The 21889-nt window shown below is 77.1% G+C and carries 23 protein-coding genes; 16 read left to right on the top strand and 7 right to left on the bottom strand.

The window, feature by feature from the left end; genetic code table 11:
* Positions 1-19: 19 nt before the first annotated feature.
* From fdxA to ACI79E_RS12110, 3 genes are read left to right on the top strand one after another with little or no spacing between them, the layout of a single operon-like run.
* A complete protein-coding gene (gene fdxA / locus ACI79E_RS12120; protein ID WP_097207965.1) occupies positions 20-346 on the top strand; it encodes a ferredoxin in 327 nt (108 codons plus the stop codon).
* Positions 343-1479, top strand: coding sequence for a succinyldiaminopimelate transaminase (dapC, locus tag ACI79E_RS12115; RefSeq protein ID WP_456932845.1), 1137 nt, complete (start codon positions 343-345; stop codon positions 1477-1479). Before fdxA ends, dapC begins: the two co-directional genes overlap by 4 nt.
* A gap of 12 nt (positions 1480-1491) precedes the next feature.
* Positions 1492-2388 carry an aminoglycoside phosphotransferase family protein gene (locus ACI79E_RS12110; RefSeq protein WP_456932791.1) on the top strand — a complete coding sequence of 299 codons (897 nt, stop codon included), beginning with the start codon at positions 1492-1494 and terminating at the stop codon, positions 2386-2388.
* 31 nt (positions 2389-2419) lie between these two features.
* On the opposite strand, the gene ACI79E_RS12105 is transcribed toward ACI79E_RS12110, so the two are convergent.
* Positions 2420-3061 (bottom strand): hypothetical protein, encoded by a 642-nt coding sequence (locus tag ACI79E_RS12105; RefSeq protein ID WP_456932790.1) that lies wholly within the window; start codon positions 3059-3061, stop codon positions 2420-2422.
* Between the two features lie 98 nt (positions 3062-3159).
* Between ACI79E_RS12105 and ACI79E_RS12100 the strand changes: the two genes are divergently transcribed.
* Positions 3160-4293, top strand: a complete 1134-nt coding sequence (locus ACI79E_RS12100) for an alpha/beta fold hydrolase (RefSeq protein ID WP_456932789.1) — start codon at positions 3160-3162, stop codon at positions 4291-4293.
* A gap of 10 nt (positions 4294-4303) precedes the next feature.
* On the opposite strand, the gene ACI79E_RS12095 is transcribed toward ACI79E_RS12100, so the two are convergent.
* Together ACI79E_RS12095 and dapD are read right to left on the bottom strand one after the other, a co-directional pair.
* Positions 4304-5677: a TrpB-like pyridoxal phosphate-dependent enzyme gene (locus ACI79E_RS12095; RefSeq protein ID WP_456932788.1), complete on the bottom strand. Its 1374-nt coding sequence runs from the start codon at positions 5675-5677 to the stop codon at positions 4304-4306.
* 149 nt (positions 5678-5826) lie between these two features.
* Positions 5827-6801: a 2,3,4,5-tetrahydropyridine-2,6-dicarboxylate N-succinyltransferase gene (gene dapD, locus ACI79E_RS12090; protein ID WP_456932787.1), complete on the bottom strand. Its 975-nt coding sequence runs from the start codon at positions 6799-6801 to the stop codon at positions 5827-5829.
* Positions 6802-6937: 136 nt separating this feature from the next.
* Between dapD and dapE the strand changes: the two genes are divergently transcribed.
* From dapE to ACI79E_RS12060, 6 genes are all read left to right on the top strand, one after another.
* Positions 6938-8044, top strand: coding sequence for a succinyl-diaminopimelate desuccinylase (gene dapE / locus ACI79E_RS12085; protein ID WP_456932786.1), 1107 nt, complete (start codon positions 6938-6940; stop codon positions 8042-8044).
* Between the two features lie 10 nt (positions 8045-8054).
* Complete coding sequence (locus ACI79E_RS12080) at positions 8055-8894, top strand: LOG family protein (protein WP_456932785.1); 840 nt, start codon at positions 8055-8057, stop codon at positions 8892-8894.
* An 11-nt stretch (positions 8895-8905) separates the two neighbouring features.
* Positions 8906-9277, top strand: coding sequence for a DivIVA domain-containing protein (locus tag ACI79E_RS12075; protein ID WP_456932784.1), 372 nt, complete (start codon positions 8906-8908; stop codon positions 9275-9277).
* On the top strand, positions 9270-9728 hold the full coding sequence (locus ACI79E_RS12070) for an SRPBCC family protein (protein WP_456932783.1): 459 nt from the start codon (positions 9270-9272) through the stop codon (positions 9726-9728). The genes ACI79E_RS12075 and ACI79E_RS12070 overlap by 8 nt, the downstream gene beginning before the upstream one ends.
* A gap of 125 nt (positions 9729-9853) precedes the next feature.
* Entirely contained in the window at positions 9854-10315 is a 462-nt protein-coding gene (locus ACI79E_RS12065) for a hypothetical protein (protein ID WP_456932782.1), read from the top strand.
* Complete coding sequence (locus ACI79E_RS12060; protein ID WP_456932781.1) at positions 10312-11007, top strand: DNA alkylation repair protein; 696 nt, start codon at positions 10312-10314, stop codon at positions 11005-11007. The genes ACI79E_RS12065 and ACI79E_RS12060 overlap by 4 nt, the downstream gene beginning before the upstream one ends.
* Here ACI79E_RS12060 and ACI79E_RS12055 read toward each other — a convergent pair.
* Together ACI79E_RS12055 and ACI79E_RS12050 are read right to left on the bottom strand one after the other, a co-directional pair.
* Positions 10986-11753: a cytochrome c oxidase assembly protein gene (locus ACI79E_RS12055; protein ID WP_456932780.1), complete on the bottom strand. Its 768-nt coding sequence runs from the start codon at positions 11751-11753 to the stop codon at positions 10986-10988. The genes ACI79E_RS12060 and ACI79E_RS12055 overlap by 22 nt on opposite strands.
* A complete protein-coding gene (locus tag ACI79E_RS12050; protein ID WP_456932779.1) occupies positions 11750-12199 on the bottom strand; it encodes a DUF2243 domain-containing protein in 450 nt (149 codons plus the stop codon). Before ACI79E_RS12050 ends, ACI79E_RS12055 begins: the two co-directional genes overlap by 4 nt.
* Before the next feature lie 136 nt (positions 12200-12335).
* On the opposite strand from ACI79E_RS12050, the gene ACI79E_RS12045 reads away from it, so the two are divergent.
* On the top strand, positions 12336-13241 hold the full coding sequence (locus tag ACI79E_RS12045; protein WP_456932778.1) for a DMT family transporter: 906 nt from the start codon (positions 12336-12338) through the stop codon (positions 13239-13241).
* Positions 13242-13257: 16 nt separating this feature from the next.
* A complete protein-coding gene (locus ACI79E_RS12040) occupies positions 13258-14781 on the top strand; it encodes a carboxylesterase/lipase family protein (RefSeq protein WP_456932777.1) in 1524 nt (507 codons plus the stop codon).
* Between the two features lie 35 nt (positions 14782-14816).
* Here the strand turns inward: ACI79E_RS12040 and ACI79E_RS12035 are convergent, their stop codons facing one another.
* Positions 14817-16322, bottom strand: coding sequence for a glycosyltransferase family 39 protein (locus ACI79E_RS12035; protein ID WP_456932776.1), 1506 nt, complete (start codon positions 16320-16322; stop codon positions 14817-14819).
* A gap of 46 nt (positions 16323-16368) precedes the next feature.
* On the opposite strand from ACI79E_RS12035, the gene ACI79E_RS12030 reads away from it, so the two are divergent.
* The 4 genes from ACI79E_RS12030 (at position 16369) to ACI79E_RS12015 (ending at position 20282) form a co-directional block, all read left to right on the top strand.
* Complete coding sequence (locus ACI79E_RS12030; protein WP_456932775.1) at positions 16369-16935, top strand: DNA-3-methyladenine glycosylase I; 567 nt, start codon at positions 16369-16371, stop codon at positions 16933-16935.
* A gap of 121 nt (positions 16936-17056) precedes the next feature.
* Positions 17057-17224 carry a DUF3117 domain-containing protein gene (locus tag ACI79E_RS12025; protein ID WP_012947303.1) on the top strand — a complete coding sequence of 56 codons (168 nt, stop codon included), beginning with the start codon at positions 17057-17059 and terminating at the stop codon, positions 17222-17224.
* Between the two features lie 89 nt (positions 17225-17313).
* On the top strand, positions 17314-18825 hold the full coding sequence (locus ACI79E_RS12020) for a leucyl aminopeptidase family protein (protein ID WP_456932774.1): 1512 nt from the start codon (positions 17314-17316) through the stop codon (positions 18823-18825).
* Positions 18825-20282, top strand: a complete 1458-nt coding sequence (locus ACI79E_RS12015) for a hypothetical protein (protein ID WP_456932773.1) — start codon at positions 18825-18827, stop codon at positions 20280-20282. The genes ACI79E_RS12020 and ACI79E_RS12015 overlap by 1 nt, the downstream gene beginning before the upstream one ends.
* Before the next feature lie 13 nt (positions 20283-20295).
* On the opposite strand, the gene ACI79E_RS12010 is transcribed toward ACI79E_RS12015, so the two are convergent.
* Positions 20296-21798: a phytoene desaturase family protein gene (locus ACI79E_RS12010; RefSeq protein WP_456932772.1), complete on the bottom strand. Its 1503-nt coding sequence runs from the start codon at positions 21796-21798 to the stop codon at positions 20296-20298.
* Between the last annotated feature and the right edge of the window lie 91 nt (positions 21799-21889).

Genomic DNA, 21889 nt, shown 5'->3' with positions numbered 1-21889 from the left:
TCCCCGGGAGGGATCCACCGTGACCTACGTCATCACCCAGGCCTGCGTCGACGTCCTCGACAAGGCGTGCATCGACGAGTGCCCGGTGGACTGCATCTACGAGGGCGACCGCATGCTCTACATCCACCCCGACGAGTGCGTCGACTGCGGGGCGTGCGAGCCGGTCTGCCCGGTGGAGGCCATCTACTACGAGGACGACGTCCCGGACAAGTGGAAGGACTTCTACAACGCCAACGTGGAGTTCTTCTCCGACCTGGGCAGCCCCGGCGGTGCCGCGAAGACCGGCCGGATCGGCAAGGACCACCCGCTGGTGGCCGCCCTGCCCCCGCAGGCGGAAGGGCACTGACGACCCTGCCCCCAGGGGGCGTCGCCCCCGGGACGGCGGCCGGCCGGCTGCCCGACTTCCCCTGGGACTCCCTCGTCGCGGCGCGGGCGAAGGCCGCCCGCCACCCCGGCGGTGTCGTCGACCTCTCCATCGGGACCCCGGTCGACGACACCCCTGAGGTGCTGGCCGCCGCGCTCGCCGGCGCCGGCAACGCCCCGGGCTACCCGACCGCGCTGGGCACCGCCGAGGTGCGGACGGCGGCGGCGGAGTGGCTGCGTCGCCGGCTCGGCGTGCACCTGGCCGACCCGCTGGGCGCCGACCCGTCGGTGATCCCGACGATCGGCTCCAAGGAGCTGGTCGCGCTGCTGCCGACCATGCTGGGCCTGCGCGGCGGCGGCACCGTGCTGGTGCCCGAGGTCGCCTACCCCACCTACGAGGTCGGTGCGGTCCTGGCCGGTCTGGCGGTGCGGCGCACCGACACCCCGCCGTCCGACGCGACCGGCGTCGTGCTGGCCTGGCTGAACTCACCGGGCAACCCGCACGGGCGGGTCATGACCGACGAGCAGCTGCGGGCCTGGGTGGAGTGGGGCCGGACGCACGGCATCCCCGTCGTCGCCGACGAGTGCTACGTCACCCTCGGCTGGGACGTCCGACCGCGCTCGATCCTGCACCCGGAGGTGGCCGGCGCGGACCACGGTGGGCTGCTCGCGGTGCACTCGCTGTCCAAGCAGTCGACGGCCGCGGGCTACCGGGCCGGGCTGCTGTCCGGTGACCCGGCGCTGGTCCGCACCGTGTGGGAGGTGCGCCGGCACCTCGGGCTGCTGGTGCCGACGCCGGTGCAGGTGGCCATGGCCGCCGGCCTCGCCGACGACGCGCACGTCGACGCCCAGCACGAGCGCTACCGCGCCCGCCGCGAGCAGCTGATCGCCGCCGTCCGGGGCGCCGGGGCGCGCGTCGACCACTCCGAGGCCGGGCTGTACCTGTGGGTCACCCGCGACGAGGACTGCTGGACGACGATCGACTGGCTGGCCGGCCTCGGCATCGTCGCCGCCCCGGGGTCCTTCTACGGCCCGGCCGGTGCGCGGCACGTGCGCATGGCGCTGACCGCCACCGACGAGCGGATCGCCGCCGCCGTCGAGCGCCTGGCGGGCTGACCCCCTCGCCGGATGCGGCCGGTCGTGGTCCCTCCCGCGCTGGTCGCGGCGATGGGCGACCTCCACGGCGACGCGGGACGGGCCTGGTGCGCCGCCCTGCCCGCCGCGGTCGCGCGGGCCGCGGCCCGCTGGGGCCTGGAGGTGGGGCCGCCGTACCCGGCCACGTACCACTGGGTGGCGCCGGCGGTGCGCGCCGACGGGGCCGGGGTCGTGCTCAAGCTGGGGCGGGCCGGGACCCTCGCGCAGGAGGCGGCGACGCTGGCGGCCTGGCGAGGACACGGCGCGGTCGACCTGCTGGCCGCCGAGACCGACGCCGGCACGACGGCGCTGCTGCTGCGCGCCGCGAGCCCGGGCACGGACCTCTGCGCGCTGCCCGACGAGGAGGCGTTCCCGGTGCTGGCCGCGGTGGCCCGCCGGCTGCACGGGGCCGGCGCCGCGCGGCCGGACGGCGTCCCCGACAGCCGCCGCCGCGTGGCGCTCCTCCGCGCCGGCTCGCCCCTCGTGCCCGCCCCGCTCACCGACCGGGCGGCCGCGACGCTGGAACGGCTGCTCGACAGCGCCGCCGACCCGGTCCTGTGCCACGGGGACCTGCACGCGGCCAACGTGCTCCGCGACGACGGCGGCTGGGTGGCCATCGACCCGCACGGGGTGCGGGGGGAGCCCGCGCTCGACGCCGGCACGGCCCTGCTGAACCCGCCGCGGGCCTGGGCCGGCGTCCCCGGGCTGGAGGAGCTGCTGGACCGCCGGGTGGCGCTGCTCGCCGCCGGCCTCGGGGTGCCGGCGGCCCGGGCGCGGGCCTGGGGGTTCGTCAGCGCGGCGGTCGGGGCGGTGTGGACGGCGCAGGACCACGGCCGCCGCGACGACGACGTGCTGGCGCTGGCGGAGGTGCTCGGCGCGGGGGCCGGGTGAGACCGGCACCCACGCGGCACCGGTGGGCCGCTCAGCCGCAGGGCAGGGCGTCGACGTCGAGTGCGGTGGTGAGCTCCACGGCCATGCCCTCGTGCTTCTGGTACGCCTCGGGGAAGCCGCTGCGCTGGACGATCTGCGCGGCGTCGGTCAGCCGGCGACTGTCCCACCCGGGCACCTGGACCAGCCCGTCGTAGAACTTCCCGGCCGCGTAGACCGGGTCGCGGACCTGCTCGGGGCTGCCCCAGCCCTGCGACGGCCGCTGCTGGAACAGGCCGAGGGAGTCGCGGTCGCCGTGGTCGAGGTTGCGCAGCCCGGACTCCTGCATGGCCGTGGCCAGGGCGATGACCACCGCCCGCTGGGGCAGGCCCCGGTCGTAGCCGACCCGGGCGATCGTCCGGGCGTTGGCGACCTGCTCGTCGGTGAGCCGCACGCCGGTCGCCGGCAGGGTGCACTCCGCGGTGACGAGGGGGGCGTTCCTCCGCTCGGCGCCCACCGACAGCACCACGAGCGCCACCACCACGAGGACCGCGGCCAGCCACGCCCAGGACGCGGCGGTGTGCCGGCGCCCGCGCCGGGGGACCGGGGAACGGCGCGCCGGCCGGCGCCCGGGTCGCCGGGCCGTGGTCGTCCGTCGGACCGGGCGGGCCGTGGTCGCACTCCGTCCGCTGGGCATCGCGCCTGACTGTAGGTGCCCTCCCCGGCAGGACGGCGCTGCCCGGACGAGGTGTCGGTCGCTAGCGTGGGCACGCCGCCCACCTGCGAGGAGCCCCGATGAGCGACGTCCTGCTGCCCGGTGTCACCGCGACCCGCGTGGAGACCCCACGCCTGACCCAGAACGTGCTGCACCCCGACGGGATGGACCCGGCCGGTCCCGGGGAGGTGGTGCTGTTCGTGCACGGCAACGTCAGCTCGTCGCTGTTCTGGCAGCAGCCGCTGCTGGCCCTCGCCGAGGCCGGGCGGGTGCGCCCGCTCGCGGTGGACCTGCGCGGCTACGGCGACACCGACCCCCTGCCGATCGACGCGCGGCGCGGGGTGCGCGACTGGGCCGACGACGTCGCCGCCCTCGTGGAGACCCTCGGCCTCGAGCGGGTGCACCTGGTCGGCTGGAGCATGGGCGCCGGGGTGGTGCTGCAGTACCTGCTCGACCACCCGGTGCGTGTGGCGTCGGTCGTCCTCGTCGCACCGGTCTCCCCGTACGGCTTCGGCGGCACGGCCGGGGCGGAGGGGCGGCGGCTGTCCGAGGACGGCGCCGGTTCGGGCGCGGGCGCGGCCAACCCGGCGTTCGTGGCGGCGCTGGCGGCGGGCGACACGTCGGCCGACGAGCCGACCAGCCCGCGGTCGATCCTGCGCGCGTTCTACGTCGCCCCGGACTCCCTGCCGCTGGACCCCCAGCTCGAGGACGTCTTCGTCGCCGCCATGCTGAGCACGCGCACCGGCGAGGACCACTACCCGGGCGAGGGCGCTCCGTCGGCCACCTGGCCCGGGGTCGCCCCGGGTGGGCGCGGGGTGCTCAACACGATGGCGCCGACGGTGTTCGACCTGAGCGGGATCGTCGACGTGCGCCGCAAGCCGCCCGTCCTGTGGATCCGGGGGGACGCCGACGCCATCGTCTCGGACGCGTCGATGTTCGACCTGGCCCAGCTCGGGGCGCTGGGCGCGGTGCCGGGCTGGCCGGGGGAGGAGGTCTGCCCGCCGCAGCCGATGGTCACCCAGACCCGCGCCGTCCTGGACCGGTACGCGGCCAGCGGAGGCGCCTACCGCGAGGTCGTCCTGCCCGGCGTCGGGCACTCCCCGCACGTCGAGCGGCCCCAGGAGTTCGTCGTCGCGCTGCTCGAGCACCTCGACCACCCCGCAGCGGCGCCGTCCAACACGCCGGAGACCCCGGGCCCCGGCGACCTGGGCTGAGGCGGCCGGCTCAGGCCCCGGCCGGCACCGCCGGCAGCTCGGTGAGGCCGGGTGCCAGGCGCTCGTCGGTCACGTCCTCGTCGGTCATGCGGCCGGACAGGAACGCGTCGTAGGCCGCCAGGTCGAAGTGGCCGTGCCCGCACAGCGCCGTCAGGAGCACCCGCTCCTCGCCGGACTCCCGGCAGGCCAGCGCCTCGCGGATGCAGGCGGCCAGCGCGTGCGACGGCTCCGGTGCCGGGATGATCCCCTCGGTGCGGGCGAAGCGGACCGCGGCGGTGAAGCACTCGGTCTGCGGCAGCGCGATCGCCTCGACCAGGCCCAGCTCGTAGACGTGGGACAGCAGCGGGGACATCCCGTGGTAGCGCAGCCCACCGGCGTGGATGGGGTCGGGGATGAACCGGTGGCCGAGGGTGTGCATCTTGAGCAGCGGCGTCATCCCGGCGGTGTCGCCGAAGTCGTAGGCGTACGTGCCGCGGGTGAGCGAGGGGCAGGACGCCGGCTCGACGGCCCGGATGGTCGGCGACATCCGGCCGGCCAGCTTCTCGCGGAGGAACGGGAACGCCAGCCCGCCGAAGTTCGACCCGCCGCCGGTGCAGCCGACGATCACGTCCGGGGTCTCCCCGACGGCGGCCAGCTGCAGGAGGGCCTCCTCGCCGATGACGGTCTGGTGCAGCAGCACGTGGTTGAGGACGCTGCCGAGCGCGTAGCGGGTCTGCGGGTCCCCGGCGGCGACCTCCACCGCCTCGCTGATCGCGATGCCGAGCGACCCGGGGTGCTGCGGGTCCTCGGCGCGGATGGCCCGGCCGGCGTCGGTCAGGTCCGACGGCGAGCGGTGCACGCGGGCGCCGAAGGTCTCCATCGCGATCCGGCGGTAGGGCTTCTGGTCGTAGGAGGCGCCGACCATCCACACCTCGCACTCGAGGTCGAACAGCGCGCTGGCGAACGACAGCGCCGTCCCCCACTGCCCGGCTCCGGTCTCGGTCGTGAGCTTCCGGACGCCGGCCTTCGCGTTGTAGTACGCCTGCGGGACGGCGGTGTTCGGCTTGTGCGAGCCGGCGGGGGAGACGCCCTCGTACTTGTAGTAGATGCGGGCCGGCGTCCCGAGGGCCTTCTCCAGCCGGTGCGCGCGGTACAGCGGGGAGGGCCGCCACAGCCGGTAGACGTCGAGCACCTCACCGGGGATGTCGACGAAGCGCTCGGCGGTGACCTCCTGCGCGATGAGGTCCGCGGGGAACAGCGGGGCCAGGTCGTCGGGGCCGACCGGCTGCAGGGTGCCCGGGTGCAGCGGCGGCGGGGGCGGGCCGGGCAGGTCGGGGACGACGTTGTACCACTGCGTCGGCAGCTGTGACTCATCGAGCAGGATCTTGGTCCGCTGGTCGGCCACCGTCGTCTCCTCCGGCTCGGTCCGCGCACGAGTGCGGGGGAGCCTAACGCCGGTGACCCCTCCGCAGGGCCCTGCCGGCTCCGTCCCAGCGCCGCCCTGAGCCCGCGAAGCGGGTCCTCCTCCGCGGCGTGGGGAGGGGTGGCCCCTCCTCAGTTCGTGTGCAGCTCGGCGTTGAGGGCGCCCCAGTCGCCGTCGCGCGGCAGCGCCTCCAGCGCCCCGGTGACCGAGTTCCGCCGGAACAGCAGCCCGTCGCGGCCGGAGAGCTCCGCGGCCTTGACCGTCGAGCCGTCGGGCAGGGCGACCCGGGCGCCGGCGGTCACGTAGCAGCCGGCCTCGACGACGCACCGGTCACCCAGGGAGATGCCGATGCCGGCGTTGGCGCCCAGCAGGCAGCCCGAGCCGATCGAGATGACCTGCTTCCCGCCGCCGGAGAGGGTGCCCATGATCGAGGCGCCACCGCCGATGTCGCTGTCGGCGCCGACGACGACGCCGGCGCTGATCCGGCCCTCCACCATGGAGGGGCCCAGCGTGCCGGCGTTGAAGTTGACGAAGCCCTCGTGCATGACCGTCGTCCCCTCGGCCAGGTGCGCGCCCAGCCGCACGCGGTCGCCGTCGGCGATGCGGACCCCGGAGGGGATGACGTAGTCGACCATCCGCGGGAACTTGTCGACGCCGTACACGGTGACCTGCCCGTGGGCGGCGCGCAGCCGGTGGGCGTTGAACGAGGCCGCCTCGACCGGGCCCGCGCTGGTCCAGGCGACGTTGGTGAGCAGCCCGAAGATCCCGGTGAGGTCGGCGCCGTGCGGGCGGATCAGCCGGGAGGACAGCAGGTGCAGCCGCAGCCAGACGTCGTGGGTGTCGACCGGCGGGGCGGAGAGGTCCGGGATCACCGTGCGGACGGCGATCACCTCGACGCCCCGGGCCTCGTCGCGGCGCACCAGGCCGCCGTAGTCGGGGCCCAGCTCGCCGGAGAGCTCGAGCGCGCCGAGGCGGGTGGTGCCGGCGGGGGAGCCCTCGGGAGCGCCCAGGCGGGGCTCGGGGTACCAGGTGTCGAGCACCGTCCCGGAGGGGGTCACGGTGGCCAGGCCGGCGGCGACGGCGGAGAGCGGGGCGGTGTTCGTCACGGGGACGACGCTACCCAGCGCGGGGTGGGGGCCGGGCAGGAGGCGGACGCTCCTGCGGGTGAACGGTGCGCGACCGGCCGGTGACGTGGCGCGGTGCGGCGGCCGGAGCGCGGCGGCGCCCGTAGGGTCGTCCACCGTGAGTCCCGCACCGCACCTGGACCTCTCCGCCGACGTCCTGACCCTCACCCGAGCGCTGGTCGACACCCCGTCGGTGTCCGGCGACGAGGCGACGCTGGCCGACGCGGTGGAGGCGGCACTGCGCGGGCTCGGCGGCCTGGAGGTGGAGCGGGTCGGGGACGCCGTCCTCGCCCGGACCAACCTCGGCCGGCCCACCCGCGTCGTCCTCGCCGGCCACCTGGACACCGTGCCGATCGCCGACAACGTGCCCAGCCGGCTCGAGGACGGCCGGCTCCACGGCTGCGGCACCAGCGACATGAAGGCCGGCGACGCGGTGATGCTGCGGCTGGCCGGCCGCTTCGGCGTCCCGGGCGCGGAGCCGGCGCACGACCTCACCTTCGTCTTCTACGACAACGAGGAGGTCGAGGCGGTCAAGAACGGCCTCGGCCGGGTCGCCCGCGAGCGCCGGGGCTGGCTCTACGGCGACCTCGCGATCCTCCTCGAGCCCACCGACGGGGAGATCGAGGCCGGCTGCCAGGGCACCCTGCGGGCGGTGCTCGAGGTGCCGGGCCGGCGCGCGCACAGCGCCCGCAGCTGGCTGGGGGTCAACGCGATCCACGGCGCCGCGGGCATCCTCGCCATCCTGGCCGCCTACCGGGCGCGCGAGGTGGAGATCGACGGCTGCACCTACCGCGAGGGGCTCAACGCCGTCCGCGTCGAGGGCGGCGTCGCCGGCAACGTCATCCCCGACCGCTGCGTGGTGACGGTGAACTTCCGCTACGCGCCGGACCGCGACGAGGACGCTGCCGAGGCGCACGTCCGCGAGGTCTTCGCCGAGGCGGTCGCGGCCGGCGCCACGCTCAGCGTCGTGGACAACGCCGGTGGGGCGCTGCCGGGGCTGGCCGAGCCCGCGGCCGCGGCCTTCGTGGCCGCCGTCGGGCGCCCGGCCCGGGCCAAGCTGGGCTGGACCGACGTGGCGCGCTTCGCCGCCTTCGGCATCCCCGCGGTCAACTACGGCCCCGGCGACCCGCAACTGGCCCACACCCGTGAGGAGCACGTCGTCGTCGAGCGGCTGCAGCCGGCCGAGGACGCGCTCGTCGCCTACCTGTCGACCCCCTCCGCCTGAGGAGCCGCGCATGACGACCACCCCGGAGCCCGCCGACGGCCGCCGGCCCCGCCCGACCCGGCACCGCGGCCCGGTGATGCTGCGCGGCGGCGAGCCCGACGCCCGCACCGTCGGGACGACGACCGACCAGCGGCTGCTGGACCGGCGCGGTCCCACGGACTGGGTGCACACCGACCCCTGGCGGGTGCTCCGCATCCAGAGCGAGTTCGTCGAGGGGTTCGGGCTGCTGTCCGAGCTGCCCCGCGCCGTGAGCGTCTTCGGCAGCGCCCGCACCCCCCGGGACTCCCCGCACTACGCGGCCGGCGTCGCGATCGGCGCGGCGCTGGCGCGGGCCGGGTACGCGGTCATCACCGGCGGCGGCCCGGGGGCCATGGAGGCGGCCAACCGCGGGGCCTCGGAGTCCGGCGGGCTGTCGGTGGGGCTGGGCATCGAGCTGCCGTTCGAGCAGGAGCTCAACGAGTGGGTCGACGTCGGCATCGCGTTCCGCTACTTCTTCGTCCGCAAGACGATGTTCGTGAAGTACGCGCAGGCCTTCGTGATCCTCCCCGGCGGCTTCGGCACCCTCGACGAGCTGTTCGAGGCGCTCACCCTGGTGCAGACCGCCAAGGTCACCCGCTTCCCGGTGGTCCTGTACGGGTCGGAGTACTGGTCGGGGCTGGTCGACTGGATCCGCAGCACGATGGTGCCGGCGGGCACCATCAAGGAGACCGACCTGGACCTGTTCACCGTCACCGACGACGTCGAGGAGGTCATCCGCCTGGTCCAGGAGGCCGAGGCGGCGCGGCAGGCCGGTGACAACGGCGGCGGCATGCGGTCGGTCCCGGCCGACGCCGGCCCGAGCGACGCCTGAGGCCCTCCGGCGTGCTCTCCGCCGTGGTCTTCGTCGTCACCGTGCTGGTGGTCGGGGGGCTGGTGTTCCTCGGCGGCTCGCTGCTGCTCGGCCGCGGGGAGACCCGCCCGCCGGCCGATCCCGACCGCTCTCCGCTCGAGCTGCCGGAGGACCGCCCGGTGACCGCCGACGACCTCCGGGCGGCGCGGATCAGCGTGACCGTCCGCGGCTACCGCATGACCGAGGTCGACTGGCTGGTCGAGCAGCTGGCCCAGACGCTGGAGGAGCGCGACGCGCAGTTGGCCGAGCTGCGCCGCCGGTTGGACGACACCGCGGCCCCCGCGCGGGACGACGTCCCGCCGCGGACGCCCACCCCCGAGGACGGGACGCACGCCGATGCCTGAGCTCGTCGAGACGACCACGGTCGACGCCCCGCCCGAGCGGGTGTGGGCGGCGCTCACCGACTGGACCCGGCAGGGCGAGTGGATGCTGCTCACCGACGTGGAGACCGTCGGCGGGGACGCGCAGGGCTTCGGCGGCCGGCTGGCCGCGCGCACCGGCATCCCGTGGCGCCGCGGGCGGCACCTCGGCGTGCTCGACACGATGGTGATCACCGAGTGGGACCCCCCGCGGCGCGTCGTCGTCCAGCACACCGGCCGGGTCGTGCGCGGCCCCGGCATCTTCGAGCTGGTGCCCGACGGGGAGCGCACGACGTTCACCTGGACCGAGCGGCTGTACCTGCCCTTCGGACTGCTGGGCGTGGTGGGCTGGCCGCTGGTGCGCCCGTTCGTGGTGCTCGGCGTGCGGCGGTCGCTGCGCCGGTTCGCCGCCTTCGCCGTGGCCCACCCCGGCTGAGCGACCGGCGAGCTGCCGTGGTCTGCGACCGGCGGGGACCACCCGAGCGCGTCATCCGGCTCGACCCGGCCCCACGCTGCGGGTGTGGACGGGTCCGGGGAACGCGCCGCCGCGGTGGACCGCTGGTGGTCCGACGTCGCCCGCCCGGCGAGGACACGCTGCTGAGCGCCGAGCGGCGACTGACCGTCGAGGGGCTGGACGACGTCGTCACCACCGCCCGCCGGTCGATCGAGGACCACCTCGCCGCCTGCGGCGCGGCACCCGCCGGGGCGCTGCGGGTCGTCCACCACGGCATGGTCACCGAGGACAGCGACGGCCCGGTGGAGGTCGCCGTCCCGTCCACCGGCCCGGCCCGGCCGGGAGCGGGCCTGCGGATCCGGCTGCAGCCGGCCGGGCGCGAGGCGGTCGCGCTGCTCACCCGCGAGGAGGCGGAGCTCCCACGCATCCTCGGCGCCCACGACGCCGTGGCCCGCTGGTGCGACGCGGCCGGCCTGGACAGGGCCGGCAGCCCGGCCGAGGTGTACCTCACCGGCCGGGACGTCGACCCGGGGACGCCGCACCTCGAGATCGCCTGGCCGGTGCGGTGACCGCCGCGGCGATCCGGGCCGAGCTGGCGGCGGCCGCGGACCCCGGGCGCGCGGCCGGGATGGCGCGGTACTTCCAGGTCCGTCCCGGGGGCTACGGGGAGGGCGACCGGTTCCTCGGCATCGCCGTCCCGGTGCTGCGCCGGGTCGCCGGCCGGTACGCGGCGTCGACGACCCTCGACCAGGCGGAGGAGCTGCTGACCAGCCCGCTGCACGAGGAGCGGCTGACCGCGCTGTTCGTGCTGGTGCGGCGGTTCGAGCGGGCCGCGGAGGACGAGCGGCAGCGCATCGTCACGCTCTACCTGCGCTGCCGGGCGCACGTGTCGAACTGGGACCTGGTCGACGCCTCGGCGCCGTACCTCCTGGGGGACGTCGACCCCGCGGTGCTGGACGAGCTCGCCGGGTCCGCGTCGGTGTGGGACCGCCGGATCGCGGTGATGGCCACGTTCGGCGCCGTCCGGGCGGGCCGGTTCGAGCCGACGCTGCGGCTGGCCGACCGCCTGCTGACCGACCCGCACGACCTGGTGCAGAAGGCCGTCGGCTGGATGCTGCGCGAGGTGGGCAACCGCGACCGCGCCCTGGCCGAGGAGTTCCTCGGGCCGCGTCACCGCCGGATGCCGCGGACGATGCTGCGCTACGCGATCGAGAGGTACCCGCCCGACCGGCGCCGTGCCTACCTCGCCGGGGAGGTCTGAGCCCCCGGCCGGACCACCGGGGCGGCCCCTGCGGGGTGGCCGGCCGGGCGGACGGCGGCGCGGCTGAGGTACCAGCGCCGCCACAGCACCGCGGCGGTGAGCAGCGAGACGACGGTGCCGCCGTCGTACATCAGCCGCGCCCCCTCCTCGGCGGCCACGAACCCGGTCGGTGGCGTGGCGTACAGCCACGTCGCGAGGACGTCGTGCGCCGCCGTCCCCGCGGCCAGGGCGCCGGCCCGCACGCCCACCCCGCGCCGGTGCGGCGCCGGGTCGACGGGGAGCACCGCCGCGGTCGCCAGGTACCCGCTGACCAGCACGTGCAGGGCGACCAGCGCGCCGAGCACGGGCCGGTGCGCGGCCGCGGCGTGCAGGTCGGTGCCGTACAGCGCCCACAGGCCCGCCGCGTTGAGCGGCACGGCGACCAGCGGGTCGGTCGCCCAGCGGACCGGGCGGGTCCGCAGCAGCCGGGTCAGCCGCCGCGCCGCGCCCACCGGCAGCGCCCGCAGCGCCAGGGTCACGGGTGCACCCAGCACGAGCAGCAGCGGCCCGAGCATCCCGAGCAGCAGGTGGCCGGCCATGTGCGTCCGCAGGTCGCCGTGCGCACCGGCCAGCGCCCACCCCGCACCCACCGCGGCCAGGCCGGCCAGCCAGCACGCCGTCCGGACGAGGGGCCAGGGGGCCCGGCACCGCCAGGTCGCCGCGACGTAGAGCGCGCCGGCGACCAGCGGCACGGCCAGCGCGGTCACGGCCGCCGGCGGGCGCGCAGGCCCAGCAGCGCCCCGGCGGCGAGCAGCACGACGGCGCCGCCGATCCAGGCCGCGTCGTACGGGGCGAGGTCCACGCCGTAGCGCACCTGGTGGACCCGCAGCAGCTTGTGGTCGACGACGCCGTCCCACAGCTGGAACGCGCCGGCGCCGAGCAGCACCGCCGACCACCAGCGCACCCGGTCGAAGGCCCCGCGGCGCCGGACGTCGGCCACCAGCGCCAGGCCGGCGACCACCGCCGAGAGGGTGGCGGCGTGCAGCACCCCGTCGGAGACCAGGCCGACCGCGCCACTGGCGCGGTCGTAGAAGTGGTGCCAGTGCAGCAACTGGTGGAAGACGATCTCGTCGACCGCCCCCATGAGGCCGGCGCCGAGCAGCAGCCCGGAGACCAGCAGCCGGCGGCCGGGCACGACGCGGGCATCGGTCACGGCCGACCGGTGCCCCGGGGAGCGGGCCGGAAACGGCGCGGCCGCCGGACGACGCGGCCGGAACCCGCCGGGAGACGTCGGGGGGCTCGTGCAGGATGTCGGCCGTGGAGTCGTGCAGTGCTGCGCGCGGGCAGCGATGAGCCGTCGTGGCTGGGCGCTGTTCCTCGCGATGTCGCTCATCTGGGGCGTGCCGTACCTGCTGATCAAGGTGGCGGTCGGCGAGCTCTCGCCGGTCATGGTCGTCTTCGCCCGCTGCGTCCTCGGCGCCGCGCTGCTGCTGCCGTGGACGATCGCCCGCGGCCAGCTGCGCCCGGCGCTGCGGCACTGGAAGCCGCTGCTGGCGTTCACCGTGCTCGAGATGACCGGCCCCTGGCTGCTGCTGTCCTACGCCGAGCAGACGCTGTCCAGCTCCCTGACCGGCCTGCTGGTCGCCGGTGTCCCCTTCGTCGCCGCGCTCGCCGCCCGGCTGGCGGGGGAGGAGGAGCGGCTCACGCCGGTGCGGCTGGCCGGCATGGGCCTGGGGGTGGTCGGCATCGCGGTCCTCCTCGGCCTCGACGTCGAGGGGCTGGCGCTGCTGCCGCTGCTCGCCGTGGCGCTGGTGGTCGTCGGCTACGCCACCGCGCCGCTGATCGTCAGCCGCCGGCTGCCCGACGTCCCCGGGGTGGCGGCCAGCGCGGTGGCGCTCACCGTCACCGCCGCCGTCTACGCGCCGTTCGCCGTGCCGCAGCTGGACGAGGCGGTGCGCGCCCCCGCCGACGCGCTGCTGTCGGTGGCCACCCTCGGCCTGCTGTGCACCGCCGTGGCCCTGGCGCTGTTCTTCGCGCTGATCCGCGAGGTCGGCCCGCAGCGGGCGCTGGTCATCACCTTCCTCAACCCGGCGGTCGCGGTCCTGCTGGGGGTGCTGCTGCTCGACGAGCCGTTCACCCTCGGCCTCGCCGTCGGGCTGCCGGTCATCGTGCTCGGCTGCGTGCTCGCCACCCGCCGCAGCCCCGTGCGCCGCGACCGGTGCGAGCTGTCCGACGTCGACGCCGCCGTCCCCTGACCCCTGGAGGAACCACGTGACCGAGCAGCCGGTCGTCCGCACCCGCGCGGGCGCCGTCCGTGGCCGCACCGAGCACGGGACCGCCGTGTTCCGCGGCATCCCGTTCGCCGCACCCCCGGTCGGCCCGCTGCGGTTCCAGGCACCGCGCCCGGCGCAGCCGTGGGACGGCGTCCGGGAGGCCGACGTCTTCGGGCCTCCGCCGCCCCAGGCGTGGATGGGCCCGCCACCGCCGGCCCCCGCCGCGGTCGGGCCGGTGCGCCACGACCCGACCGACTGGCTGACCCTCAACGTCTGGACGCCGGACCCGGGCGCCACCGGGCTGCCGGTGCTGGTCTGGGTCTACGGCGGTGCCTACCGGATGGGGTCGTCGGCGGAACCGGGCTACGACGGCGCCGCGCTGGCCCGCTCCGGAGCCGTCGTGGTCACCGCCAACCACCGGGTCGGCGTCGAGGGCTACGCCGAGCTGGAGGGCGCGCCGGCCAACCGGGCGCTGCTCGACGTGGTGGCCACCCTGCGCTGGGTGCAGGAGGAGGTCGCCGCGTTCGGTGGCGACCCCGCCCGGGTGACGGTCTTCGGCGAGTCGGCCGGCGCCGGGGCGGTCGCCGCCCTGCTGGTCATGCCGGTGGCGGAGGACCTGTTCGCGCAGGCCATCGCGCAGAGCGTGCCGGGCACGTACCTCACCCCGGCGCTGGCCCGCGACGTCAGCGCCGAGCTGACCGCGCCGCTGGGCCTCGCCCCGTCGGCCGCGGCGCTCGCCGACGTCCCACCGGCCGACCTGGTCGCGGCGCTGTCCGCGCTGGACCGGCGGATGTCCTCCCTCCAGCGCTGGGGCCTGGTCGCGCACACCCCCACGCCCTACTCCCCGGTGGTGGACGGCGAGGTGCTGCCGACCGACCCGTGGACCGGGCTGGCCGCCGGCGCCGGCCGCGACGTCCCCCTGGTGGTCGGGCACAACCGGGACGAGTGGCGGCTGTTCCTCGCCCTCGGCGGGCTGGTCGGGCGGGTCACCGACGAGATGGCGGAGGAGGCGATGGCCGTCTTCGGGCCCGGTCCGGACGCCGCGGCCCGGGTGCGGGCGGCGTTCCCCGGCGCCGGGGCCGAGGAGCTGTACGTGCTGGCCCACTCCGACCGGATGTTCCGCGTGCCGAGCCTGCACCTGGCCGCGGCACACACCGCCGGCGGCGGGCGCAGCCACCTGTACGAGCTCACCTGGCCGGCGCCGGGCGCGGGCGGCGTCCTGGGCGCCTGTCACGCACTCGACGTCCCGCTGGTGTTCGGCGTCCTCGACCAGGGCCTGGCGGTGCAGCTGCTGGGTCCCACGCCACCGCCGGAGGCGGCCGAGGTCTCCGCCCAGCTGCAGGCGGCGTGGACCGCGTTCGCCCGCGACGGTGACCCCGGCTGGCCCGCCCACGACGAGCAGCGGCAGCTGACCCGGGTGTTCGACGCCGGGGAGCGGGGCGGGGTGCACCGCTATCCGGAGCAGGCGTCGCGGGAGCTGTGGGCCGGCGTCCCGATCGGGGTGCTGGACCTGCAGGGCTGAGCCGGCCCCGGCTGGGCCGTCCCGGACGGGACGGCTCAGCCGAGCCGGCGCAGGTGCGGCCAGATCTGCGCCCAGGGCACCAGCCGGTCCGCGGCGACCCACACCTGCACGCCCTGCTCGTCGTTGTCCAGGCCCACCCCGTTGTCCACCCGCCCGGCGGGCTCGACCCGGCCGAACCAGCGGCGCAGCTGCTCCTCGGGGAACCCGACGGCGACCACCGCCGTCACCTCGTCCCCGGGCGGGCCCCACGACCAGTACGCGTTGTGCCCGCTGTACGCGGGCGCCAGGCCGGGGGCGAAGCGGTCGACGGCGCCGGCCTCGCCGTAGTTGCGGGTGAGGACGGCGACCGGCCGGCCGGCCGGCAGCCGCTGCCGGGCCCGCTCGACGGTCGCGGCGAACGCCGGCCAGCCGACGGTCTCCCCGGCGTCGTAGTTGACCGCCGGCACCGGGCTGCGGGCCAGCGCGCCCACGGGCAGCAGCGGCAGCATGAGCAGCGCGTCCACGACGAGGCTGAGCGCCAGCGCGGCCGCCACCAGCCCGGCCCGCACCCGGCCGGTCCCGCGCCGGACCCACGCCAGCACCGGCTGCGCGCCGGCGGCCAGCAGCACGGGGTACAGCCCGGCCAGGTAGTACGGCTTGCCGCCGGTGAGCAGGAACCCCGCGGCGAGGACGGCGTAGGCCACCGCGAACGCCCGCCACGGGCGCAGCCCCGGGTCGCGGGCCAGGCGCACCCAGCCGGCGACCCAGACCGGCACCAGCAGCGGGCTGACCAGCACCAGCTGGAAGGGCAGGAAGAGGTACCAGGGCTCGCTGGTGCCCGAGCTGCCGGCGGCGATCGCCTCGGCCAGCGCCAGCTGCGGCCAGCCGTGGGACGCCTGCCACACCAGGTTCGGGGACCACAGCGCCAGCGCCAGCGCACCGCCCAGCCACGGCCACGGGGACCGGAACACCTCCCGCGGCCCGACGGCCAGCACCCCGAGGAGGACGGCGGCGACCAGGAACGCCGGCTGCAGCTTGTTCTGCAACCCCACCCCGGCGACCGCGCCCGCGGCCAGCCAGACCGCGCCGCCGTCGCGCAGGGCCCGCACCAGCAGCCAGGACAGCGCCGTCCAGACCAGCAGGTCGACCGTCGAGGTCGAGAGCAGGTGGCCCACCGCCAGCAGGAACGCGGACACGCCGATCGCCGCGGCGGCCAGCAGCTGGGCGGCGCGCCCGCCGCCGAACTCCCGCGCCAGCAGGCCGGTCAGCACCACCACCGCCCCGGCGGCCAGGGCCGACGGCACCCGCAGCGCCACGAGCGACCCGGGCGCCAGCGCGTCGAGCGCGGCGGCCAGCAGCGGGGTGAGCGGCGGCTGGTCCACGTACCCGAACGCCGCCTCCCGCCCGGCGCGCAGGAAGTACAGCTCGTCGCGGTGGTACCCGTACCGGCCGGAGACCGCGACGAGCAGGAGTGCGACGCCGGCGGCCAGCGCGGTCAGGGGCGCGCGGGCCAGGGCGGGCCGCGGGTCGACCGGGGAGGGGAGGGTCACCGGCGCGGCCACCGCACGACCGTAGGGCTGTCGGCCCCTGCGGTTAGCGTTCCGCGCCGTGGAGCCGATCGGTCACGCCCCGGTGGTCAGGTGCGCCTGGGGCGACAGCACCCCCGAGTACGTCGCCTACCACGACGAGGAGTGGGGCACGCCGCTGCACGGCGACGACGCCCTCTTCGAGCGGCTGTGCCTGGAGGCGTTCCAGTCGGGGCTGTCGTGGATCACGATCCTGCGCAAGCGGCCGGCGTTCCGGGCCGCCTTCGCCGGGTTCGCCATCGACGCCGTCGCGGGGTTCACCGAGGACGACGAGGCCCGGCTGATGGCCGACGCCGGCATCGTCCGCAACCGGGCCAAGATCCGGGCGGCGGTCACCAACGCCCGCGCCGCGCAGCAGGTCCCCGAGGGGCTCGACGCGCTGCTGTGGTCGTTCGCCCCGACCGGCCCGCGGGCCCGGCCGGCCACGCTCGCCGACGTCCCCGCCACGAGCCCCGAGTCGACCGCGATGGCCAAGGAGCTCAAACGCCGGGGCTTCGTCTTCGTGGGGCCGACCACCGCCTACGCCCTCATGCAGGCCACCGGCATGGTCGACGACCACGTCGCCGACTGCTTCCGCGCCACCCCCTGAGGGGGCCTCGTGTTGGTCCTCGGCGCCGGATACGGGATCATGGGGAGCAGAGCTCACAGCATCGACGAGCAGCCGCACCGCAGCTCACCAGGCTCGCGGGTGGCCGATGAAGGAGGCACGCATGGCGGCCATGAAGCCGCGCACGGGTGAAGGTCCCCTGGAAGTCACCAAGGAGGGGCGCGGCCTGGTCATGCGCGTACCGCTCGAGGGCGGCGGTCGCCTGGTCGTCGAGCTGTCGCCCGACGAGGCCGCGGCGCTGTCCGAGGCACTGAAGGGCGCGACCAGCTGAACACCGCAGCGCACCTGCCTCCGGGCAGCTCCGCGCAGGACGACACGGCCCCGGCCGCCGGCAGCACGCCGGCGACCGGGGCCGCGCCGTTGCCGCGGGTCGAGCTCGCCACCACCCTCCCCGCGCTCGGGGAGGAGGACGTCCTGGCCGTGCCGGTCGGGTCGGGCGCCGCGCTGCCGTCGTGGCTGACCGCGCCGGGTGCGCCGGTCGACGCCGACCTGGTCGCCGGCGCCCTGCGCGACACGGGCAACACCGGTGCGCCGGGCGTCATCACCAACCTGCCGATCCCCGGCCGGCGCCCGCGCAGCGTGGTCGCGGTGGGGGTCGGCGACGCCACCCTGCCCGACCTGCGCCGGTGCGTGGGGGTCGCCGTCCGCCGGGCCCAGACCCTCGCCGAGCACGGCGCCACCCGGCTGGTGCTGCCGGTCGACGACGCCGCGGCGCCGGCCGGGGCCGAGGAGGTGCGCGCCGCCGTCGAGACCGCGTTGCTGGCCGGCTACCGCTTCCGGGAGACCTCGAAGCCGCACCCGCCGCGGCTGGCCACCGTCACCGTCGTCGCCACCGACGCCGGCGACCCCGCCGTCACCGCCGCCGCCCACGCGGGGGAGGTCGGCGCCCGGTCGATCGCCTGGGCCCGCGACCTGGTCAACACCCCCAGCAACACCAAGGACCCGGCCTGGCTGGCCGCGGAGGCCGGGGAACGGCTCGCCGGCCTCGACCACGTCACCGTGCACGTCCTCGACGTCGACGACCTGCGCGCCGGCGGCTTCGGCGGGGTGCTCGCCGTCGGTGGCGGCTCGGCCTCGCCGCCGTGCGTCATCGTGGCGTCCTACCGCCCCCCGGCCGCGGGCGCCGCGCACCCCGTGCTGGTCGGCAAGGGCATCACGTTCGACACCGGAGGCATCTCGATCAAGCCCACCGCCGGCATGCGCGAGATGAAGACCGACATGGCCGGCGGTGCCGCCGTCCTGGCCGCGGTGGACGCCGCCGCGCGGCTGCGGCTGCCGGTCGCGGTCACCGCCGTCGTCCCGGCCGCGGAGAACGCCGTCTCCGGCTCCTCCTACCGGCCCTCCGACGTCGTCCGCCACGTCGGCGGCCGCACCACCGAGGTGCTCAACACCGACGCCGAGGGCCGCATGGTGCTGGCCGACGGGCTGGCCCACGCCCGGCTGCACCTGGGCGCCACCGTGCTGGTCGACGTCGCCACGCTGACCGGGGCGATGAAGGTCGCGCTGGGCACCCGCACCGCCGGCCTGTACGCCACCAGTGACGGGCTGGCCGACGCGCTGCGCACCGCCGCCGGCCACGCCGGTGAGCCGGTCTGGCGCATGCCGCTGGCCGAGGAGCACGTCGACCTGCTGGAGAGCGCGGTCGCCGACGCCAACAACGCGCCGGGCAACCCCGGCGGCACGACCGCCGCGCTGTTCCTCCGGCCGTTCGCCGGCGACCTGCCGTGGGCGCACCTCGACGTCGCCGGGCCGGCCCGCGCCGCGGCCGACGACGCCGAGGTGGTGAAGGGCGGCACCGGCTTCGGCGCCCGGACCCTGCTGCGGTGGCTGGAGGCCGGGGCCCCGGTCGACGCCCCGATGACCGCGGACTGATGGCCGCGGAGACCGGGGTCGTCTTCCCGGCCGGCCCCGACGGTCGGCGCAGCACCGCGGCGCTCGGGCGGGCGGTCGTGGCCGACGCGCTGCGCCCGGTCGACCCGACCGGTGCCGGCGCCGCGGAGCGGGAGACCAACTGGCGGGCCGGGTACCTGACCCACTTCCGCCGGCTGGTGGAGGCGGGGTTGGCGGCTCCGCAGGCGGCCCGGGACATCGCCGACGCCGGCCTGACCGCCCTGCACGCCCGGATGCGGGTCGCCGGCGACGACGGGGAGGCCGGGCTGGACGTCCTGGCCACCGCGCCGGCCGGGCGGGCGCTCGCCACGGCCGAGGTGCGGGGCACCGCCGAGCCGGAGCGGGAGCTGTCCCTGCCCTTCCACGGCGGGCGGCTGCGCGGCGACGCCCTGCTGCGCCGGCTGGACACCTGGGTGGAGGCGGGGGTGGTGGAGCCCTCGTGCGCCGAGGCGGTCCGCACCGTCGCCGCCCACCCGGAGTGGCTGGCGCTGCCCGACACCACCGTGGTCGTGCTGGGCGCCGGCGCGGAGATGGGCCCGCTGCCCGCCCTGCTGCGCTGGGGGGCCCGGGTGGCGGGGGTCGACCTGCCGCACGCGCCGCTGTGGGAGCGGGTGCTCGACACCGCCCGCCGCGGCGCCGGCACGCTGCTGCTGCCGGTGGGCGACGCAGGGGACGTCGCCGCCACGGCCGGCGCCGACCTCGTCACCGAGGTGCCGGCCGTCGCCGACTGGGTGGCCGCGCTGCCCGGCCGGCCGGTGCTCGGCAACTACGTCTACGCCGACGGCGCGACCAACGTGCGGGTGTCGACGGCGGTCGACGCGCTCACGGTGCGCCTGACCGCGGCCCGCGAGGACCTCGCGCTGGCGTTCCTGGCCACGCCGACCGACGTCTTCGCCGTCCCGGCCGAGGCGGTCGAGCAGTCGGTGCGGGCCTACGCGGCGCGGTCGCGCACCGGCAAGCTGCTCGGCCGCCCGCTGCGCACCCTCTCGGCGGGGCGGCTGCTGCAGCGGGCCTACGTGCCCGGCTCCGACCCGGGCATCGCCGACAGCCTGGTGGCCCAGCAGGGGCCCAACTACGCGCTGGCCAAGCGGCTGCAGCGGTGGCGGGCGACGACCGCGCGGGCCGCCGGGCGCACCGTCTCGCTCAACGTGGCGCCGCCGACGCGCACCCGCTCGGTGGTGAAGAACCGCGCCCTGGCCGCCGCGTACGCCGGGGCGCACCGGTTCGGCGTCGAGGTGTTCGAGCCGGCCACCTCGAACGTGCTCATGGCGGCCCTCCTGGTCCACGACCTGCACACCGGGGGCGGCCCGGCGCACGAGCACCCGTGGCAGGACGAGGCGTACGCCGCGGCGCACGGCGGGCTGTGGCGCGGCGCCTACGCCCCGCGCAGCGCCCTCGGCCTGGCCGCCCTGCTCGGGTACGGCGCCGCCCGCGGCTGACGCCGGGCCCCTCTCACGCCGGGCCGACGAGGCCGGCGACGATCTGGGCGGACAGCGCGACCAGCGGCAGCCCGCCACCGGGGTGCGCGGACCCGCCGACGAGGAACAGCCCCGGCACGGGTGCGGCGTTGGCGGGGCGCAGGAACGCCGCCCGGGCCCCGTTGCTCGACGTCCCGTAGATGGAGCCGCCGGCGCTGCGGGTGTCCCGCTCCAGGTCGGTGGGGGTCCGGACCTCGCACCAGCGCACGCGGTCGCGGACGTCGAGGCCGCGGGCCGCCATGACCGCGAGCACCCGCTGCGCGTACCGGTCGGCCAGCCCGGGGGTGTCCCAGTCGACCCCGCCGGCCGGGTCGTGCCGGGGGGCGTTGACCAGGACGAACCAGGACTCGCCGTCGTCGCCGGGCCGGGTGGCGGGGTCGTCGGGGGCGCTGACGTAGACGGTGGGGTCCTCGACCGGCTGCGGGACGCCCCGGCACGAGCCGACGCCGAAGACCGCGTCGAACTCGGCGTCGTAGTCCGCAGGGAAGAGCACGGTGTGGTGCGCGAGTCCCGGCGTCCGCCCGCGCAGCGCCAGCAGCAGCACGAAGCCCGACAGGGACGGGGTGCTGCGCGCCAGGTCGCGGCGCACCCGCCGGGTCGTGCGGGTGGGCGGCAGCAGGTCGGCGTACAGCACGGCGGCGTCCGCCCCGGAGACCACCACGTCGGCCCGGAGCACCTCCCCGCCGGCGAGTCGCACCCCCGACACCCGCCCGCCGTCCACCAGGACCCGCTCGACCGCGCAGCCGGTGCGGACGACGGCGCCGCGCTCGACCGTCCGCGCCGCGACCGCCTCGGCCAGCCGGCGCAGCCCGCCCCGCACGTACCAGGAGCCGAACGCCTGCTCCACGTACGGGACGGTGGCCAGCACGGCCGGCGCCCGCCGCGGGTCCGAGCCGGAGTAGGTGGCGTACCGGTCGAGCAGGGTGCGCAGCCGCGGGTCGTGCAGGTACGCCGTCCCCAGGCCGCGCAGCGTCTGCCACGGCGCCACGGTCGCGACGTCGGAGGCGCTGCGGGCCAGCCGGGCGAGGGTGGCCGCACCGGCCAGCGGTGAGCGCAGGAAGGGCTGCTCGGTCACCCGCCACATCGCCTCGGCGCGGTCCATGAGCGCGGCCCACCGGGCGCCGGTCCCGGGCCCGAGCGCGGCGTCGACGGCGTCGGGGACCTCCGCGCGGTGCCCGGGCACAGCCAGGCGGGTGCCGTCGGCGAACCGGTAGGCGACGGCCGGGTCGAGGCGGACGAGGTCGACGGCGTCCTCCAGCGGGCCGCCGGTGGCGTCGAACAGGTCGCGGTACACCTGGGGGAGGGTCACCAGGCTCGGGCCGGTGTCGAAGCCGTGGCCGTCGCGGGCGTACCAGCCGAGCTTGCCCCCGACGTCGGCGGCCTGCTCCAGCACCGTGACGGCGTGCCCCAGGGCCGCCAGCCGGGCCGCCGCCGCGAGCCCGCCCATCCCGGCGCCGACGACCGCCACCCGCGCCACGCGGCCACGGTAGCCGCCGGCGCCCGGGCAACCCCCGGTTCCCCCGGCCGGGCGAAGATCGTTTGCCTGCAGTCGTGGCCGGGGTAGGCGA

Source organism: Geodermatophilus sp. SYSU D00079, assembly GCF_054050635.1.
Note: the sequence above shows the minus strand (reverse complement) of the source record. Positions and strands in the feature narration are given on the sequence as shown.